The organism is Streptomyces sp. NBC_01320, assembly GCF_035974375.1.
Classification (GTDB): Bacteria; Actinomycetota; Actinomycetes; order Streptomycetales; family Streptomycetaceae; genus Streptomyces; species Streptomyces yanii.
The window spans coordinates 11,120,436-11,138,057 of the sequence record NZ_CP108390.1 but is presented as its reverse complement, the minus strand read 5'-3'; the positions used below and the strand labels follow the sequence as shown (position 1 = coordinate 11,138,057).

Genomic DNA, 17,622 nt, shown 5'->3' with positions numbered 1-17,622 from the left:
GAACAGCCTATGCGGCGACCCTCACACCGACCCGGTCAGGTGCGGTGGCCAGGCGGCGCTTGCGCTTCGGCATGCCGAAGGTCGGGTGGGCGATGCCCCACCCGGCCCCCTTGAGCACGCCCGACTTGAGCCGCGCGGCGGTCCGGCCGCCCAGGTACCAGGACTTCGACCGAACGTCCCCGTCCACCATCTGGAAGATCGCGTCCCGCCGCCCGAGGCTGATGTGGTTGCCGTAGTACTTCAGCCCGGTGGTCGGGACCTCACTGCCCGTCAGGCGCGCGATGATCGCGGCGGTCGCCTGCATGTTGGTGAAGCCGGCCGAGGCGCAGGACATCGGCAGCGGCCGGCCGTTCTCGCCGATCGCGTAGGCGCAGTCACCGGCGGCGTAGACGTCCGGGTGTGAGACCGAGCGCATGGTGCGGTCGACGACGATCTGGCCGGTCTCGGCGACCTCCAGGCCGCTGGCGGCCGCAATGGGGTGCACGGCGAACCCGGCCGACCACACGGTTACGTCGGCCGGGATGGACGTACCGTCCGCGGCGATCGCCCGTGTCGGCTCGACGGCTTCGATGCCGGTGTGCTCGTGGACGGTGATGCCGAGCCGGTCGAAGGCCTGGCGCAGGTGACGGCGGGCCTTCGAGGAGAGCCAGGCGCCCAGCTCTCCGCGGGCGGCGAGCGCGACCGAGAGGTCGGGCCGGGACTCGGCGAACTCGGTGGCGGTCTCGATGCCGGTCAGACCCTCACCGACGACCAGCACGGTGCCGCCCTCACCCAGTCCGGCCAGGCGCTCGCGCAGATGCAGCGCCGATGACAGGCCGGTCACATCGAAGGCGTACTCGGCCACGCCGGGGACGCCATGGTCCGCTACGGAGCTGCCGAGCGCGTAGACAAGCGTGTCGTACGCAAGCTCGCCGTCGCCGTCCTCGCCGGTCACGGCGACGGTCCTGCGCTCGGGGTCGACGCCGGTGACGCGCGCCAGGCGCAGCCGCACCCCGGTGCCCGCGAATACGTCGGCGAGCTTGCGGAACGCGAGGTCCTGGCCGATCGCGAGCTGGTGGAGCCGCATCCGCTCAACGAAGTCGGGCACGGCGTTGACGACGGTGATCTCGGTGTCGGCGGGGGAGAGCCGGCGGGCCAGGTTTCCGGCGGCGAAGGCCCCGGCGTATCCGGCGCCGAGTACGACGATGCGGTGCTTCATGGCGTTGCTCCTGTCTCGTTCGCGTGCCCCTTGAACGAGACGGCGCCCCGATTACTGACAGGATCCGGATGTGACGCGGGTCACTGAGCCAAGGCGAGCGGCTGAGCCTCCGACAGTCGCTTGGGCCTGCCTTGGGCAGTCGAAACGAGGCCATGGCAACTATGGATCGAGAGGGCCAACTATCGATCGGCGTCACATAACCCGCCAACTCAACGGGCGAGTTGAGTGTTGTAGTTGGCGAGCGAGCTGATCTCACCCCCTGCACGCAAGCTCTTGCCGCCCGAATCGACCGAGACGCCACAGCCCCACCCACCCGGGGCCATGGCGCACGAGCACACAAGGCTCACGTGTCGGGGTGTCGTTGAGGCTCCGCGTCAGGACGGCCGAGGACGCAGAACTCGTGGCCCTCCGGGTCGGCCAGGCACGTCCACGGGACGTCGCCCTGGCCGAGGTCGAGGTCGGTGGCGCCGAGGCCCCGCAGCCGGGCCACCTCCGCTGCTTTGTCGTCACCGGGGTACGGCAGCAGGTCAAGATGGACGCGGTCCGGCACGGTCTTCACGCCGGGGGTGCGGAGGAACTCGAGATACGGGCCGACACCCTTGGCGCTCATCCAGGCCGTCCCGCCCGTACGTGGCCGACGCGGACGGCCCCGTCGACGGCCGGACAAGCTCTACGCCGACCGCGGCTACGACCACGACAACCACCGCAAGCAGGTCCGGGCCGTGGGCATCACCCCGGTCATCGCCCGCCGCGGCACCAAACACGGCTCAGGACTCGGCGTACACCGCTGGGTGGTCGAGCAGAGCTTCGCCCTGCTGCACTGGTTCCGCCGCCTGCGCATCCGGTGGGAGATCCGCGACGACATCCATGAAGCCTTCCTCAGCCTGTCCTGCCGCATCATCTGCTGGCGCCGACTGAGGAACCTCACACCTTGTTAGGAGTTCGCAGAGCTTCTAGCAAAGTGACAGACTGGTCAGTCTGCTGGCCCGAGCGAGGTCAAGAATCAGGCTTCGGCGATGCGGTCCGGCATCGGCTCCGCGAGCGCGGCCCGCCAGGTCGGCGCACCGAAGGGGTTGGCGAAGTACTGCGTCTCATGCACCACGTGCTGGTCAGCGAATTCCATAATGCTCACCGAGTACGAAGGCACACCGTCGTAGGTGATGATGCATTCGCTCACCCATAGATCCGCCCGGCCGGTGATCCGCTGGACGATGAAGTGCCTGTCGGCCGGGTGTCTGCCGCGTTGCGCCGAAATCGCCGCGCGGCCTCGGAACCGTTCGCCTGACTGCGGGTAGTCCAAGATCGCGTCCGTGGCATAGATGGCGTGCTCGGCTTCCGTGTTCCCGCGTTCCGAAGCCCGCCAATGCTGCTCGATCGCGGCTCTGGTCCGGGAGTCAGCATCCATGGCACCGCCCTTCCGTAGCGGTGACAGCCTAGGCACTCCGAGCCACAGCCAGCCCAGGACCAGGCGGACGTGGGCTGTTAAATCCTCCCTTTGGCCGGATCGGGGCGGTAGCCGACCACCATGGCAACGGCGTCGAGTGACCGTCACTCGGCTCATCCCATCTGCGGTCCATTCTGTTAGGAGTTCTAAGTCACAACAGTCAAGGGTGCCTCAGGCCTCCGTTCTGAACCTAGTAGTCCAGCTCCACGTAGTCGATGTCGGTGAACTCGACCACCAGGCCTTCGGCGCGGCGGCCGTGGTCCTTGAAGTACTGCTCCTGGAGGCCTTCGGCGATGACGGCCTGGAGTTGCTGGTCGGTGGCGCCGGCGGCTTGTGCGTCGAAGAGGCGGGCGGCGTACTGGGGTGGGAGGTGCTGGGTGATGAGCCGGATGCGTCCGTCGTCGGTGCTGGCCGGTGCGGCGGTGAACCCGAACCGTGCGCGGGTCTCGACGACGATGCCGGTGGAGGTGGCGGCCTGCTTCTTCGCTTTCTCCTTGACCCGGGGCTGCCACCGGATCCCAACCTGATCGGCGAGCCGGGCCGCAAGCTCGGCGTGCGGCTTCTTGAACTGGTCCTTGACGTACCGTTCGACGGTGCGCTGGGAGATGCCCAGCAGTTCGGCCACGGCCTGTGTTCTCTTGTATTGCTTGACCAGGAACCGCATCTGCGCACCGGCCGATTTCGGGATCGGCCGGGTCGCCGTGCCGGCGGTGGCTTTGTCGAGGCTGTCTCCAAGGATGCCCACCGAGTGCTCCTACTCTCCGTCGATCGCTGCGTCGGTGCCCTTGATGTGCCGGGCCGGGTTATGTCCTTCGTCGAGCATCGCGACGGCCCACAGCATCTCCTGGGTCCCCTCGTGCTTGACCATGCCGGGGCTGACGCCGAGCCGGAACGTGCCCGGGGCCGGCTTCCCGTCGGCGATGTGCGGCAGGACGTCCAACGGGGACGGCCCGTCGGAGAGGTAGACGGCGCAGTCCGAGAGCAGCGCGATCGGCAGCAAGGCGTCCTCGCCGAGCATCAGGTGTCCGGCAGGGGCCGGAGCCTGCTGGGTGGCGAGGGCCGTCTTCAGCAATTTGCGGTGCATGTTGACGCGGGCGGTGGAGATGATCGCGGCGCGGATGTCGGGGCGCCACGTCGGGCGTTCCAGCGCCGGCCACCGCTCGCCGAACTTGTAACTGGCGCCCTGCGGGCCCTCGCGGAACTTCCCGATGCCGCCCTTGACGGTGGACTTGATCGCGGACAGGACCGCGGCCATGCCGGGATCGGTCTGCTTGTGGTTCTCCATGGCGGTCAGGAACTTCGCTTCGGTCATTCCGGTGACGACGCCGAGGTCGGCCATCGTCTGCTTGTACGCCTCGGCCAGGTGCTTGTACCAGGGGTCCAGGTACGCGCCGGACTCCGTGCGGATCCATGCTTCCAGCGGCCGCAGAGTGACTGGCAACTGGTAGGTGCTGATGAGTTCGGCAGCGTAGGCGACGGTCGGTGTCGCGTACCAGGCAGGCCCGTCGGGGTGGGTGCCGTGCGGGGTGAAGGGGCTGGGCACGCGCGGGTCCAGTTCGATGCCGGACAGATCGACGAGCCAGCTGCCGGGGGTTTTCTTGTCGAACACCGGCTGCGTGATGTGAACCGGTGCGCCCAGGCCCACGATGAGTCGGTTCGCGGCGGCGAGGAAAGCGGTGTTGACGTCGATGCCGACCGCGAACCTGCGGGTGCACTCAGCGTCCGTGAGCAGTTGCGGGTCACGCGTCCACTCGTACGCCTCCTCGTCGAGGACCTCGTCCGGTGTGCGTTGATGGGTGCGCGGGTATCGGGCGGCGACGACCGGGTGCTGATCCGGGGCTTCCACCGGTGCCGGGTCGACGGGTTCGGTGAGCGAGCCGGGGACCGGTCCGGAGACCCAGCTGCCGGTGTCTTCGTCGCGTACGGCACGGGTCGGCGGGCGCAGCGCCGTCATGGTTTCCAGACCGGACACGGCGGTGGAGCCGCGGGGGGTGATGACGCGGGTCGCGTAGGTGCCGAGTACGTCGGCGATGGCGGCCGGGTCGAGGTGGTCGGTGGTGCCCCAGGAGCGGGAGTCGAGAGCGCCCCAGGGCAGGACCGCGAACTGCACACACTGGCGCTGCCCGTGCTGGGCGGGGCGGTAGATCCGCGCCCAGGGGCCGAACCCGCGCCGGGTCAGCTTCCACCTCGCCTTGGTGATCTGCTTGACGACTTTGTGGTCCTCGGGCAGCCGCAGGCCGCGTCGGTCCTCCAGCCGCTCAGGCAGGCCAAGGCGTTCGGCGGCCGCGCCGGTAAGGACGATCAGAGGGTCGGCGTCCTTGCCCGACGGGTGCAGGCGCGGCGCACCCAGGTGCGCTTCGGTCAGGGTCCAGTCGACGAGCGCGGGGATGGTCTTGGCGGGACAGTCCAGGACGAGTCCGCCGATGCAGTACAGCGAGCCGTCGCCGTCCAGCACGCCGAGCGGACCGTTCGCGTAGCGCGGATCGGCGGCCGCATGGGCCGCCACCGGCCGCGAGGTTGACCGCTTCACGGCCTGTGGCGGCGACGGCGGGCTCGAAGTGCTCGCGGAGCGGGCCGGTGTGGCATCCCGCGTCGGCGTCGGTGCCGGCATGGGGGCACGGGACTGTGGTGGGGCGTCGGGTTCAGCCGATGGCCCCGGGGACAGGGGACGGGCTTCAGCAGCCGTGTCTGCCGGTTCTGTATCGGTGACCTGGTTGGGCGTGGTCGCGTTGACGGGGTAGAGGTCGGCGAGCTTTTCCAGCAAGCGGGCGTATGCCTCGCGCTGCGGGGGCCGCGGTTCGGTCTTCCCGCTCTCCCACGACACCACCGTGGCCCGGCGCACCTTGAGTGCCTTGGCAACCTGGTCCTGTGTCAGCCCATGGGCCCTGCGCAGGCGTTCCCTCTCGGCGGGCGGGGGCAGCGGGGACGCGGACGCGATCAGGGCGTCGACCGCGTCGAACAACTCGGACATGAGCACCTCCGATCCCATCCTACCGCGAGGAACGCACATTACGCGTACATACTCCGCACAATGAGCGTATAAAAATCCGACCCGTCGCTCCAGGCGGCGCTGTCCTGTCGCGGTGACCTGTGTCATCGAACTTTGATCTTTGCCATCGAACGTTGATCATCAGTAAGTTCGTGCCATCGAAGTTTGATCAGTACGGAGTACGGGTGGTCAAGGTGGCGGCGGGGGAGCTCGCGGAGGCGTACACGGATCCGGATCTCGCTGCGTTCGAGCTGAGGTTCCGGGAGGACGCGGTACAGGTTCGGCGGTCGTTGGGGGCCTGTTGGAATGTGCGCTTCGAGTACGCCGCGCCTGTGCGTACGTTCCGTTGGCCCAAGGGCGGGTCTGTACGGTAACCGGTGTAACTCCAGGGCTGGAAGCGACAGTTGATGACTGACGTGATGAGTGACATCAAGGCCAGGGAGGCCGCCGTGGGTGCGCTGGATGCTGTGGATGACGGTCTGGTTGCCGAACTGGTGGCCCGGGCCCGGGCCGGCGGAGTGAAGCTGCCCGGCGAGGGCGGCCTTCTGGCGGAGCTGACGCGCAAGGTGCTGGAGTCCGCGCTGGAGGGTGAGCTGACCTGGGACCAGGGCAGCGAGATGGCCGCTCATGGCTCCTTCACCATAGCCACCAACATTCCGGTGTATTTCTGTGATCCCGCCAGCCCCTGGCAGCACGGCTCGAACGAAAACACCAACGGACTGCTGCGGCAGTACTTCCCGAAGGGAACCGACCTCTCGGCCCATACCCGCGAGCACCTGGACACGGTCGCCGCCGAACTCAACGGCCGCCCGAGGAAGACCCTCGCCTGGGAAACCCCGGCCCAGCGCCTGCATAAACTGATCGCTGCCTGACCAACCGACCACGTGTTGCGACGACCACTGGAATCCAAGGTAAGGGCCTGCGGGCACTTCCCCACCGAACAGGCCGCGCTCAAGTGCGTCTACCTCGCGGTGATGAGCCTGGACCCCAAGGGCACCGGAAGCAAGCGCTGGACGATGCGCTGGAAAGCCGCACTCCAAGCCATCGACATCACCTTCGACGGCCGGCTCACCGCCGGACGCCGGTAGAAACAATCAACCGAGTCCCACCGGTTCGCTGTACAGACCCGCTGCACGTTCGAAACGATCGTATAAAGTCCGGTGATCGACATCGGGCGTCTGGTGTCCGGTCACGCCGGGTGGTCGGGGCGGGGCGCAGGGGGGGGCGATTCACATGGGTGGGACACGCGGACGAAAGAGTGCTCCGGCGGCCGGGCGCTCGCGTAGGCGATCGGGCGGGAAGTCGGACGGGCTGACGCGGCGGGGCCGGATCGTTGCCTGGACCGCCGGTATCGGCGCCGTGTGCGTCCTCGGCGCCGGCGGTGCCGGTGCGTGGATCTACAACGACCTCGACGGCAACATCGACGGCGCCCACCTCGACGGCAAGCTCGGCGACGACCGCCCGGAGAACCTCAGTCCCGGGTCGCGGAACATCCTGGTCGTGGGCTCCGACAGCAGGTCCGGGGCCAACGCCCGGTACGGCGGCATGGAGGGGGGCACCATGCACTCCGACACGCTGATGGTCCTGCACATCCCCGCGAACCGGAAGTGGGCCGCGGTCGTGTCCATACCCCGCGACTCCTGGGTGCGAATACCGGCCTGCGACAAGGGCGACGGTACGACCTCCGAGGTCCATCACTTCAAGATCAACGAGGCGTTCTCGCTCGGCGGCACAGGCGGCGAGGTGGCCGACGCTGCCGCTTGTACCATCAAGACGATCGAAGCCAATACTGGTCTGCGCATCGACAACTTCATGTCGGTCGAATTCCAGGGGTTCAAGGGCATGGTCAACGCCCTGGACGGCATAGAGGTCTGCCCTGAGCAGGCCATCCACGACAAGAAGGCCCACCTCGATCTGGAGGCCGGCTGCCAGACGATCAGGGACGAGAAGGCGCTCGGCTACGTGCGTGCCCGCTACAGCGTGGGCGACGGCTCCGACACCGGACGCATCGGCCGCCAGCAGGAGTTCATGTCGGCGTTGGCCGAGAAGGCCAAGTCGAAGATCACCGACCCCGTCGCTCTCTACAAGTTGCTGCAGTCCCTCACCAAGTCCCTCACCACGGACGACGAACTGGCCGGTGCGAAAGCCCTCACCGGCCTCGCGTCGGAGCTGAAGGGCGTTCCCGAGGACCGGTTGACGTTCCTCACCGTTCCCAGCTATCCGCGCGAAGCCGACGTCCCGACGGACCAGGCCAATGTGGTGTGGCAGTACCCGCAGGCCGCCACCGTGTTCACCGCCCTGGCCAAGGACAGGGAGATCGACAAGAAGAGCCTGGAGGCGGACGCGAAAGATCCGCTGTACGCGTCCTCCGTGCACGTGCGTGTCCTCAACGGATCGGACACCGAGGGGAAGGCCGCCGCGGTCGCCGAGAGACTGCGCGAGGCCGGGTTCACCGTCACGGGCACCGGCAACGCGCCGCACCCCGGCCGCACCACGGTCACCTATCCCCCGGGCCTCGCCGACCGGGCCGCGGTCCTCGCGTCCCAGGTACCCGGCGCGCACGCTGTCGAGGACGCCGCCGCCCCGGCGGGCGAGGTCACCCTGGTGGCCGGCGCCGAACTGGACGTCGACGACCTGCGATAGGGCACCACATCGAGAGACCGAGCGAGCTGTGCTTCCGCGTCTGCGACAGGACGCGGGAGTACGGACTCCGCGTCCGTACCGGATGCCGTCGTGCTGCGGCACAACAAACGGTGCTGCCGGCCGCGGATTCGCCCCCTGACGTCGACGCCGACAATCGAGCGCACGATCTCGTGGCTGTCCGGCTACCGCAGACTCAGCCCCCGCTACGAACGCAACCCCCGCAACTACCTGGCTTTTCTCGGCCTTGCCGCTGCCCTGTGCTGCTACAGGCGACTCCTCAAACTCACCACATAGGACACCATCTAAGTGACCCAGGTCACAAACTTCGATGACACCCGCTCAAACTTCGATGGCACAGGACACACGGTTGTCCTTGGCGTGGTCCATACCGACGCCGTTTCCGGACCGGTAAGCCTGGAGCATGGGGTTGAAGTTGTCGTTGCGGCAGCTTCTACCGTCCTAACCAGGGCCGGAGAGACCGGCCCGGTGACGCGTACGTGAGGGAGACGGTGATGGACTGGCCGATCGCGGAGGTCGCCCGGATGTCCGGCGTGACCGCCCGGACCCTGCGGCACTACGACGAGATCGGCCTGCTCCCGCCCGCCCGGATCGGGGCCAACGGCCACCGCTACTACGAGGATCGCCAGCTGTTGCTTCTGCAGCAGATCCTCCTCCTGCGGGCGCTGGGCCTGGGGCTGCCCGAGATCGGCCGGATCCTGGCCGAGCAGGTCGACGAGGTCGAGGCCCTGCGCGACCACCACCGGCGGCTACTCGCCGAGCGGAACCGGCTCGACACCCTGGCCGCCACCGTCTCCCGCACGATCGCCGAACTGGAACAGTCCAGGAAGGACGGCACACCCATGACCGCCATCAACCGACCGGAGAACCTGTTCGAGGGTATTCAGCCCGCCCAGTACCAGGAGAGCCTGCGCGACTTTCCCGAGCACGCTCAGGAGGTCGCCCGCCGGGTCTCCGAGATGACCCCGCAGGACGTCGAAGCCGGGCAGCGCGAGCGCACGGCGCAAATGATCCGGCTGGCCGAGCTGATGGCCGCGGGCCACCCGGCCGACGCCGAGTCCGTGCAGGCCGAGATCGACGCGCAGTACCGGGCTCTGACCGCACTGCGGACTGTGACCGCTGACGAGTACCGGGCCATCGGGCGGTCCTGTGTGGACAACGACGCCTGGCGCGCCGCGTACGAGGCCATCGCCCCTGGCCTGGCCGCCTACCAGCGCAACGCCATGGACGCGTACGCCGCCGCACGGCTCAGCTGACCCAGTCGGCACGGGGCACGGAACCCCGGCTGTAGCCCTCGGTCCACGCGCCGACGACAGCACCTCGCCTCCCGCCAGATGGGACCCGGGCGAGGTGCTGTCCATGCCCATGAGCGTCGAGCTCGACCCTGGCCGGCCACCTCCCGCGGCACGGAGTCAGCACCTTCGACGCATCCGCGCAGAGCCTCTGACCTGCGAACTCAACCTCTAATGAGAAGAAGGCCCGCCGACCAGCCTTCGGTGAGAACGCTCAGGCTCCGCTGCGACAGAAACAGGCGCAACTGCTGGGATCCAGTCGCGTTCGGACAACGGGCGCGGCAATCGTCCCGTGGCGTTCAGCGTTCAGACCGCGGGGTTGAAGGCGGTGGCCAACGAGCGGCTGCGGACGGTGCTGACCTTCCAAGGCCGAAACGATGGCCGAGGGCCTGCCGGCGGCCGCGTCCCGGCTGTGGGACGGGGACCCGGACCTGTATCCCGGTCCCGGGGCGCGAGTGGGCGTCGTGGCTGCGCGGTGAGCACTCCCCGGGGGTCGAGGAACATCGGAACGAAAATCGGCGCTAAGGATTCGTTAGCCCTGGTGGGCGGCTGACGGGCCGCCAACGGTAAAAGGGTTCTGAAGTTCTCCCACAGATAACGCCCCAATATCTGCGGTAGCTTGATCCGTCACCTGCGGTGACGTTCGCCGGCCGCTACGTGAAGCGGCCCTGTTGTCTGTGGCAAGGGGGAAGCGGTGCCCACCGTCGTACAACTGCCGGCCGGGAAGGCGTTGGCCGTCCGCGCGGCGGCGGACGTGTTTCTCGACTCGCTCGGCAACCCGAACACGGTCCGCAACTACGGGATCGGGGTGGGCAAGACCGCTGAACGGCTCGGCGAGGCCCGGCCGCTGGCGTCGGTCGCGGACGACGAGATCGGTGAGGCCCTGGAACTGCTCTGGGGCACCACGGCGGTCAACACCTGGAACTCCCGCCGGGCGGGGGTGCTGTCCTGGCTCGGCTGGTGCCGTGAGCGCGGCTACGAGGGACCGATGGTCCCGGCCTGGGCGAAGCGGCTGGCGGTGCCGGACTCCGAGACCCCGGCCCGCTCGAAGATGGCGGTCGACCGGCTGATCGCGCGGCGCGAGGTGCACCTGCGGGAGAAGACGCTGTGGCGGATGCTCTACGAGACCGCCGGGCGGTCCGAGGAGATCCTGGGCGTCAACATCGAGGAGCTGGACCTCGCCGGGCGCCGTTGCCTGGTCAGGGCCAAGGGTGCCCGGACCAAGGTCCGCCGCCGGGGCCAGTCACGCGAGGACTACGTGCTGGAGCCGGTGTACTGGGATGCCGGCACCGCCCGGCTGCTGCCCCGGCTGCTCAAGGGCCGCACCCGCGGTCCGGTGTTCGTCACCGCCCGCCGTGCGGGCCCGGGGAAGGTCATTGACCCTCGGGACGTGTGGCCAGACACCGGGGCGGCGCGCCTGTCCTACGGCCAGGCCCGCGCCCTGCTGGACATCCACACCGCCACACAGGGCCCGGGGACGGGCTGGGACCTGCACGAATACCGCCACTCCGCGCTGACGCACCTGGGCGAGGCTGGCGCGTCGCTGCTGATGCTGATGGCCAAGTCCCGGCACCGCAAGCCGGAGAACCTGCGCCGCTACTTCAAGCCGTCGCCGGACGCCATCGCCGAACTCACCAGCCTGCTCGCACCCGACGACACACGCCGAGGCGGCGGCACGTGACCGAGTCGGCCGACCCGTCGATCCTGATCATCCCGACCGACCCGAAACCACCGAGCCCTGGAGTTGACATGGCTGACATGAACGTGCCCGACCCCGTCACGCGGGACATTCTCGCGATCTTCGAACGCGCGCGATCCCGGCTGTTCGAGCGCCTTGAGGACCTGACCGACGCCGAGTACCACTGGGAGCCGGTCAGCGACTGCATCAGCATCCGCCCCGACGGCCCCGACGGCGTCTTCCGCGTCGCCACGCTATTTCCGGAATCGAGTCCGGAGGCGCCGGACCCCCTCACGACGATCGCCTGGCGCATCTGGCACATCGGCAGCCTCTGCCTGCGCGGCTATGTGATCCACTTCTTCGAGGACGTCCCCGAGTTCGGCGACCGCCACGAGTGGCCGGGCACCGCGAAAGAGGGCGTCCAGGCGCTCGCCGAGGACTGGGAGCACTTCATCTCCCGTATCGCAGCCCTCGGCGACAAGCGCCTGTTGGCGCCGATGGGCCTGGGACCCGGCGGTTGGGCCGATGAGACCTATCTGAAGCTCGCGCTGCACGCTCTGGTCGAGGTCGCGCATCACGGCGGCGAGATCGGCCTGCTGCGCGACCTGTACCTGCGCGAAGGCGTCTGATTTCGGCGGTGGGCGACCTTGTCCGGCGGCCGTGTGCCGCCAGACAACGGCCGGGGTCGGCGGCTATCCCCTTCCTCCCGGTCTACTCATCGGCCGCGTCAGGGTCACGCAGGGGCCTCATACCGCCGGGCAGATCGGGCAGCCGGAAGGAGTAGCGGCCCAGCATGTTGATGTGCTGCCGGACGAACGGCGAGAGGCGGGAGACGTCCTCGTCGCGGACGTCCAAGCCGTCCGCGCGCAGCTGGTTCACCGCGGCGCCCATGTACCGGGTGTTGAAGAGGACGACGGCGTTGAGGACCAGGCCGAGCGCGCCGATCTGGTCCTCCATGCCGTCCAGGTAGCGCTGGTAGAGCTGCCCGGAGCGGCCGGGGAAGATCTTCCGGGCGAGCGCGTGGCGGCCCTCCTGGAGGTTGGCCTGGCTCTTGATCTGCCGGCGATAGCCGCGCTCGTCGGCCAGGCGCAGGATGTGCAGGGACTTGGCGATCCGCCCGTAGTGGGCGATCGCGTCGCCCAGCGGGGTCGGGCGCCCGTCCCGTGACAGCATCCGGATCACGTCGTGCGCGCGGACCGCACCGGTATGGATCGGAGCCGATGATGCGGAGGATGTCCTCCCACTGGCGTTCGATCCGGGCAAGGCCGACCCGGCCACGGGCGGCGTCGGTGAAGGCGCCGTAGTCGGCGGTGCGGTCGATGCGCCACATCTTCTGGTCCGGCAGGTCCGCGAGCTGCGGCGCATAGGCGAACCCGGCGAGGGTGAGCAGGCCGAACACGATGTTGCTGTTTATGTGGGCAGCTCAAGTTGATCTTCCTTGGGTGTGTTGTTCGGACCGTCGGCTGTGTCGGCGTCATCGGGTGGCCGCTCGCGGCTGGGCGGGAAGGGCAGACATAGAGTGGGGTGCTCGATGAGCTGGCGAGGGTAGGAGCCGTGGAAATTACCGTCCAGTGGATACGGACGTCCTGGACGAAGCAGTCCCGGGGAGGAAAGGCTGCCACTCGCAGGAACGCGGCCCCGGTCGGCTTCACCGTTCCGCATACGCCGCCTTCAGTCGCGGACGTGGTTCGCATGCATGAGCGAGGCGGCTTCGACCCCTATGACAGTCAAGAAGACCTGCGCAAGGTCGACGTCCAGCTCCGCGAAACCGACGGCCGATTGCGAGTACTTCCCCGCGTGCAGCCCCTGTTCGCCATACCCCCTCGACCGCGACGGCCTCCGGCCGTGCGCCTTGCCCCCGGTCAATGGGTCCGATGGCAGCTCAACTACCGCTTCAGCAGCGCACTGGGGATCCGAGACTGGACGTACTGGCTGGACACTTTCAACATCGCCTATGGGCCCGTGAGCGACGACGTGTTCTTGTCGACGCCCACTGTGTTCATCGACGAGCGAGGGCCCCTCAGGTAGCCCCACTGCGGCGTGACCAAGCACTGGACTCGTCGGCCTCCGCTTCGACGTGGGCGGGTTGGCCGAGGTCAGCCAGGAGTCTGTCGATGCGTTCGCTGGTGCAGCGGTGGCGTTCGACCTCGCGGTCCCAGCCGCGTTCGGCCGCGTCGCGGGCGAGAGTGAGCTCGACCTCACGTCGAGCCCGCAGTCGTGGTGCGTATTCAGGTGTGGTGACGAACTTCGCGCAGGTCAGGTAGAGGTCGCACTCGCAGGGGCCTTCGGCGGGTAGCCGGAGACAGCGGCCGAGTTCGAGTTCGGTCTTGAAGAAGTTGGTCTTGAGCCAGTCGATCGACGTGTCCGGGAGTATGCCGCTGCGCAGTTCCTCGGCGGCCGGGCCGGCGATCGTTGCCCCGGGTCCGAGGACGGGGCGGTAGTCGCGCAGGACCTCCCGGTCGCTGACCTGTGCGTAGACGAGTGCCATGCTCACGGAGGTGTGCCCGAGCACCTTCATGATGGTGTGCAGCTTCGCGCCGCGTTCGGCGAGCCGAGTGCCGACGGTGTGGCGGAATCGGTGGGCTGAGACGGTGCCGCGGCCAGTGCCGTCGCGGCCACCCGGGCGGACCAGGCCGACGGCCTTGCAGGCGTCCTGGATCGAAGTCTCGAACAGGTAGTACGTCGACAGCAGCTTGCCGTGACTCATGAACAGGTAGCGGATCTCCTCGCCGGTCCGCTCGTCGGTGAACGGTCGCTCCGGTGCGTTCCTGCGCAGGTCGATGACCTTTTGCAGGGCCTCGGCGGCGTCCTCGTGCAGGCAGGGCCTCGGCAGCGTCCTCGTGCAGGGGGACGACGCGCTCCTTGTAGGTCTTGCGCCCGGACAGGCGGAGCTGTCGGCGTACAGGTCAACGTGCACAAGCGTGTACGGGGAAACGTGCACGGCGCTAACGGTCTCGCGCCGTGGCGACCGTCAGATTGCGACCGTGGTGTTGAGATCGCCGGTATTCACGGAGCAACGGCCGTATTTCCGTGAGCGACATAGCAGAGAGTAACGAACCCGGGGAGATCGGCGCCCGATCGATTACGGGCTTCGAGCGATCAGCGGCAGATCAGGATGGCATCCAACAGGAGGCCGTCGTCGTCACGGCGTGCTGACCGGACTACCTCCGCGACTGCTGGCGGTACCGACCGGGGGCCAAGCCGTACTCTCGTTTGAACGCTTTGGCGAAGGCGAATTCGGAGGTGTATCCGGTGCGCTGCGCGACGGTCTGTACCGGCTTGTCGCTGTCGCGCAGCAGTCGCGCCGCCAGGGTCATCCGCCACCAGGTCAGGTAGCCCAGCGGCGGTTTGCCGACCAGCGAGGTGAACCGGCGGGAGAAGGCCGCGCGCGATAGTCCAGCTTTCGCGCCCAGCGCTTCGACCGTCCACTGCCCGGCGGGTTCCTGGTGGATATGGCGCAGCGCTGCGGTGATCGCCGGATCGTGCAGCGTCGCGGCCCACCCGGTGGCCGGGCCGTCATCGGTTTGCTCCTCGAGCCAGGCCCGCAGGATGTACAGCAGCATGATGTCCAGCAGGGCCGACACGACCGCTTCGGTTCCGTGGTCGGGGTTGGCAATCTCGTCGCCGAGCAGGTTGACGGCAGCATGTAGCGGCGTGCGGTGGCCGAGACGTGCCGGAAGGTGGATGACCTCGGGCAGTTCCTCGAACAGTGGATGTGGCCGGGTCTGGTCGAGCGTGTATGCGCCGCACAGCAGGACCGTCGTGGCTTCCTCGCCGTCGTCGGCGCTCGGCGCTATCTCCCGCAGGGAGGCCGAGGGTGCGCCCGTCAGGGACGTCGACGGGCTGTCGGCCAGAACGTGCCCGCAGCCGTGCGGAAGGCACACCACATCGCCCACGCTCAGGGCGATCGCGGCGCCCGCCGGCGGGACCAGCCAGCATGTCCCTTCCAGCACGACATGGAAGCCGGCCCCGGAGAACGGCTCGGCCCGCACTCCCCAGGGAGCGTGCTTGCGGATTTCACTGGAATGCGGGCGCCCCGTACGCATGACGCCGATCGCATCGCTGAGCACGTCCATCGCCAGATCGTATCGCGAGGCCGCTATGCACAAGACGATCAGACATGAAACGGAGACGGTGAGCCATGGGGAGCGGCTCCTGACCTCCATACCCTGAGTGCGCCAAACAGATTGACCGATCGGTCTACCAGAAGGGCAGGACATGAGTCTGTACACCGCCGTCGCGACCGCGATCGGCCGCGACGGCCGCGCCTTCAGTTCGGACGGCAAGTTGGACGTCGAGCTGGCCCTCCAGAAGGAGTTGGGCGGCACCGGCGACGGCACCAACCCCGAGCAGCTCTTCGCGGCGGGCTATGCGGCCTGCTTCGCCACCTCCATGCAGCTGGTGGCGCAGAAGAAGAAGATCGACGTCTCGGGCATGTCGGTCACCGCCGAAGTCGGCCTCGTCCCCAACGGGCAGGGAGGCTTCCAGCTCGAAGTCAGCCTGCGGACGAAGCTACCGAACAGCCTGCCCCGGGAAGTCGGTCGCGAGCTCATCGAGGCCACCCACCAGGTTTGCCCGTACTCCAACGCCACGCGCGGCAACATCCCGGTCGAGTTGCTCGCCGAGTAACCACCGCCCGCTGAACGCCATCTGGACCGCAACCGTCAGAGTCCGCGATCCAGATGGCGTCGTCTTACCCGGTTGCCCCACGGCACGGGGCAACGCCTGATGGTCTTGAGACCAGCTCATTTCGCACCGAGACCCCTGTGTACGTTCGGGCCTACCTGACGGTGCACGTTTGCCTGTACGCCGACAGGAGCCGCGCGGTGCCGTCGGGGTAGCGGTCCAGGCAGGCCAGCGGAAGGCGCTGGATCTCGGTGCGGCGGGCTCCGGACCAGCGGGCGACCAGCAGTGCGGCCCGCTGGAATGGGCAGGCGATCGCGTCGATGGCGGGCATCAGCCGGTCGAGGTCCTGCTCGGGGATGAACCGCGGCACCTTCTGCGGGTACTTCGGGGCGTCACCGGCGCCGATGAGGGTGTGGCCGGGCACATCGTCGTACTGCCAGAGCGCGGTGTCCCGGAAGAACTGCAACAGCCCGGAGATCCGCTGGATCCGCGACATAGCGCCCAGCGGTTTACCCGTGGTCGGGGCCGGCGCCTCGGCGATGTGGCCGATCCAGTCAAGGCAGTGCCGGCGCGTGACGTCGGCGAGGGTCGTGATGCCGGGATCTTGTTCACCGAGCCACTGCCCGAAGACCCGCACCGCGAGCTCCAGCTTCTCCACCGTCGAAGGCGCGCCAGTCAGCCTGCGGGCCGCGAGCCACTTCTCCGCGACGGCCTGCATCCGGGGCGGCAGTGCCAGAGGCGGTTTCCACGACGGCATCAGCTTGCGCGGCTGAACGGAGACCTGGCCGCGGTGGAACAGCACCACCTCCAGCTGGTGAAGGTGCGTGATCCAGCACTTGGCCGGGCCCTCGTAGAACTGCTCGGCCGATGGGTAGAAGGCCGCGAACGGTGACAAGAACTCTGGTGAACGGCCCGCATTCAAAGACAGTTGGCCACTTTGCTCATAGATAGTTGGCCACTGCGGCCTCGGCGTCATCGCGGAGGTGCGAGGTCGCGTCTGTTGTTGGCAGGATTACCCCAGCCCGGGCAGGCTGCGCAGCTCGACGATCCGCAAGAGTCGCGCGCTCTGCTTGGCGGAAAGTGGTCCCTTGTTGCCACCTGCGGCTGTTTTCGGGTGGCGGGCGACCTCAACTCTTGACGGCCTCTGCGATCTGTAGGGCGGCCTGGGCGGGCGTGAGGTGCGTGGTGTCGACGACCTCGGCCTCGCCGTGTAGCCAGGTGCGGGCTGCCTCGGCGTAGGGCTCGAGGTATTCGAGACGGAATGGGGAGGGGCCCATAAGAGTGTCCCCCTCGATGCGCCCGCGGAGGGTGTCTTGGTCAGCGTGGAGGACGAAGTGTCGTACCGGGATGGCATGTTGGGCGAGGCCCGTGCTGATCTCGCGCCAGTACTGCTCGACCAGGACAGTCATGGGCATCACCAGAGTGCCGCCGGTGTAGTCGAGTACGCGGCGGGCGGTCTCGACGACGAGCGGCCGCCACGGCGGCCAGTGCTGGAAGTTGCCCGTCCAGGGCAGCCCCGGCGTGATGTCCATGAGTGTCTCGCCGACCTTCTCGGCGTCGAACACCCGTGAATCCGGGATCAGCTGCTGCACGAGTGCACTGGTCGTCGTCTTGCCTGCGCCGTGGGTGCCATTGATCCATACGATCATGGGCCCCGATGCTAGCGCCGTGCGGCCCGCGGGAACAGGCACAGCAGAATCCCTCTCGAATCACACGGACAAATCACCCAGGGTG

14 protein-coding genes and 6 pseudogenes are annotated in these 17,622 nt (G+C 68.1%); 10 read left to right on the top strand and 10 right to left on the bottom strand.

Translation table 11 applies throughout. The features are described 5' to 3' along the window. Positions 1-7: 7 nt before the first annotated feature. Both OG395_RS51125 and OG395_RS51120 read right to left on the bottom strand, forming a co-directional pair. Entirely contained in the window at positions 8-1,198 is a 1,191-nt protein-coding gene (locus OG395_RS51125) for an NAD(P)/FAD-dependent oxidoreductase (RefSeq protein ID WP_327249003.1), read from the bottom strand. 343 nt (positions 1,199-1,541) lie between these two features. Then, a pseudogene (locus OG395_RS51120) lies at positions 1,542-1,805 on the bottom strand (VOC family protein); the annotation flags it as partial. Between OG395_RS51120 and OG395_RS51115 the strand changes: the two are divergent. Then, a pseudogene (locus tag OG395_RS51115) lies at positions 1,798-2,136 on the top strand (transposase); the annotation flags it as partial. The pseudogenes OG395_RS51120 and OG395_RS51115 overlap by 8 nt on opposite strands. Before the next feature lie 65 nt (positions 2,137-2,201). Here the strand turns inward: OG395_RS51115 and OG395_RS51110 are convergent. From OG395_RS51110 to tap, 3 genes are all read right to left on the bottom strand, one after another. Beyond that, on the bottom strand, positions 2,202-2,603 hold the full coding sequence (locus OG395_RS51110) for a nuclear transport factor 2 family protein (RefSeq protein WP_327249002.1): 402 nt from the start codon (positions 2,601-2,603) through the stop codon (positions 2,202-2,204). A 229-nt stretch (positions 2,604-2,832) separates the two neighbouring features. Next, positions 2,833-3,387 (bottom strand): telomere-protecting terminal protein Tpg, encoded by a 555-nt coding sequence (gene tpg, locus OG395_RS51105; RefSeq protein WP_327249001.1) that lies wholly within the window; start codon positions 3,385-3,387, stop codon positions 2,833-2,835. A gap of 9 nt (positions 3,388-3,396) precedes the next feature. Continuing rightward, positions 3,397-5,613, bottom strand: a complete 2,217-nt coding sequence (tap, locus tag OG395_RS51100; RefSeq protein WP_327249000.1) for a telomere-associated protein Tap — start codon at positions 5,611-5,613, stop codon at positions 3,397-3,399. A 587-nt stretch (positions 5,614-6,200) separates the two neighbouring features. Between tap and OG395_RS51095 the strand changes: the two are divergent. The 7 genes and pseudogenes from OG395_RS51095 to OG395_RS51065 all read left to right on the top strand — a co-directional run. Further along, positions 6,201-6,503: pseudogene (locus tag OG395_RS51095) on the top strand (IS30 family transposase); the annotation flags it as partial. A gap of 39 nt (positions 6,504-6,542) precedes the next feature. Continuing rightward, positions 6,543-6,719: pseudogene (locus tag OG395_RS51090) on the top strand (IS256 family transposase); the annotation flags it as partial. A 145-nt stretch (positions 6,720-6,864) separates the two neighbouring features. Further along, positions 6,865-8,274, top strand: coding sequence for an LCP family protein (locus OG395_RS51085; protein WP_327248999.1), 1,410 nt, complete (start codon positions 6,865-6,867; stop codon positions 8,272-8,274). 153 nt (positions 8,275-8,427) lie between these two features. After that, positions 8,428-8,568, top strand: a pseudogene (locus OG395_RS51080) (IS5/IS1182 family transposase); the annotation flags it as partial. 218 nt (positions 8,569-8,786) lie between these two features. Next, the gene (locus OG395_RS51075; RefSeq protein WP_327248998.1) at positions 8,787-9,548 is read left to right on the top strand and encodes a MerR family transcriptional regulator; all 762 of its coding nucleotides are present in this window, start codon (positions 8,787-8,789) and stop codon (positions 9,546-9,548) included. A 730-nt stretch (positions 9,549-10,278) separates the two neighbouring features. Then, a complete protein-coding gene (locus OG395_RS51070) occupies positions 10,279-11,265 on the top strand; it encodes a site-specific integrase (RefSeq protein ID WP_327248997.1) in 987 nt (328 codons plus the stop codon). Beyond that, positions 11,262-11,891: a DinB family protein gene (locus OG395_RS51065; protein WP_327248996.1), complete on the top strand. Its 630-nt coding sequence runs from the start codon at positions 11,262-11,264 to the stop codon at positions 11,889-11,891. The genes OG395_RS51070 and OG395_RS51065 overlap by 4 nt, the downstream gene beginning before the upstream one ends. A gap of 82 nt (positions 11,892-11,973) precedes the next feature. On the opposite strand, the pseudogene OG395_RS51060 reads toward OG395_RS51065, so the two are convergent. Beyond that, positions 11,974-12,670: pseudogene (locus OG395_RS51060) on the bottom strand (Tn3 family transposase); the annotation flags it as partial. A 146-nt stretch (positions 12,671-12,816) separates the two neighbouring features. On the opposite strand from OG395_RS51060, the gene OG395_RS51050 reads away from it, so the two are divergent. Continuing rightward, a complete protein-coding gene (locus OG395_RS51050) occupies positions 12,817-13,290 on the top strand; it encodes a hypothetical protein (RefSeq protein ID WP_327248994.1) in 474 nt (157 codons plus the stop codon). Here OG395_RS51050 and OG395_RS51045 read toward each other — a convergent pair. Both OG395_RS51045 and OG395_RS51040 read right to left on the bottom strand, forming a co-directional pair. Continuing rightward, positions 13,283-14,203 carry a site-specific integrase gene (locus OG395_RS51045; RefSeq protein WP_327248993.1) on the bottom strand — a complete coding sequence of 307 codons (921 nt, stop codon included), beginning with the start codon at positions 14,201-14,203 and terminating at the stop codon, positions 13,283-13,285. The genes OG395_RS51050 and OG395_RS51045 overlap by 8 nt on opposite strands. A 220-nt stretch (positions 14,204-14,423) precedes the next feature. Then, positions 14,424-15,338 (bottom strand): AraC family transcriptional regulator, encoded by a 915-nt coding sequence (locus OG395_RS51040; protein ID WP_327248992.1) that lies wholly within the window; start codon positions 15,336-15,338, stop codon positions 14,424-14,426. A 142-nt stretch (positions 15,339-15,480) separates the two neighbouring features. Here OG395_RS51040 and OG395_RS51035 point away from each other — a divergent pair, with 142 nt between their 5' ends. Beyond that, positions 15,481-15,891: an organic hydroperoxide resistance protein gene (locus OG395_RS51035; RefSeq protein ID WP_327248991.1), complete on the top strand. Its 411-nt coding sequence runs from the start codon at positions 15,481-15,483 to the stop codon at positions 15,889-15,891. 151 nt (positions 15,892-16,042) lie between these two features. Here OG395_RS51035 and OG395_RS51030 read toward each other — a convergent pair whose 3' ends face one another. Further along, the gene (locus OG395_RS51030) at positions 16,043-16,783 is read right to left on the bottom strand and encodes a hypothetical protein (RefSeq protein ID WP_327248990.1); all 741 of its coding nucleotides are present in this window, start codon (positions 16,781-16,783) and stop codon (positions 16,043-16,045) included. 232 nt (positions 16,784-17,015) lie between these two features. After that, on the bottom strand, positions 17,016-17,537 hold the full coding sequence (locus OG395_RS51025) for an ATP-binding protein (protein ID WP_327248989.1): 522 nt from the start codon (positions 17,535-17,537) through the stop codon (positions 17,016-17,018). Positions 17,538-17,622 lie beyond the last annotated feature (85 nt).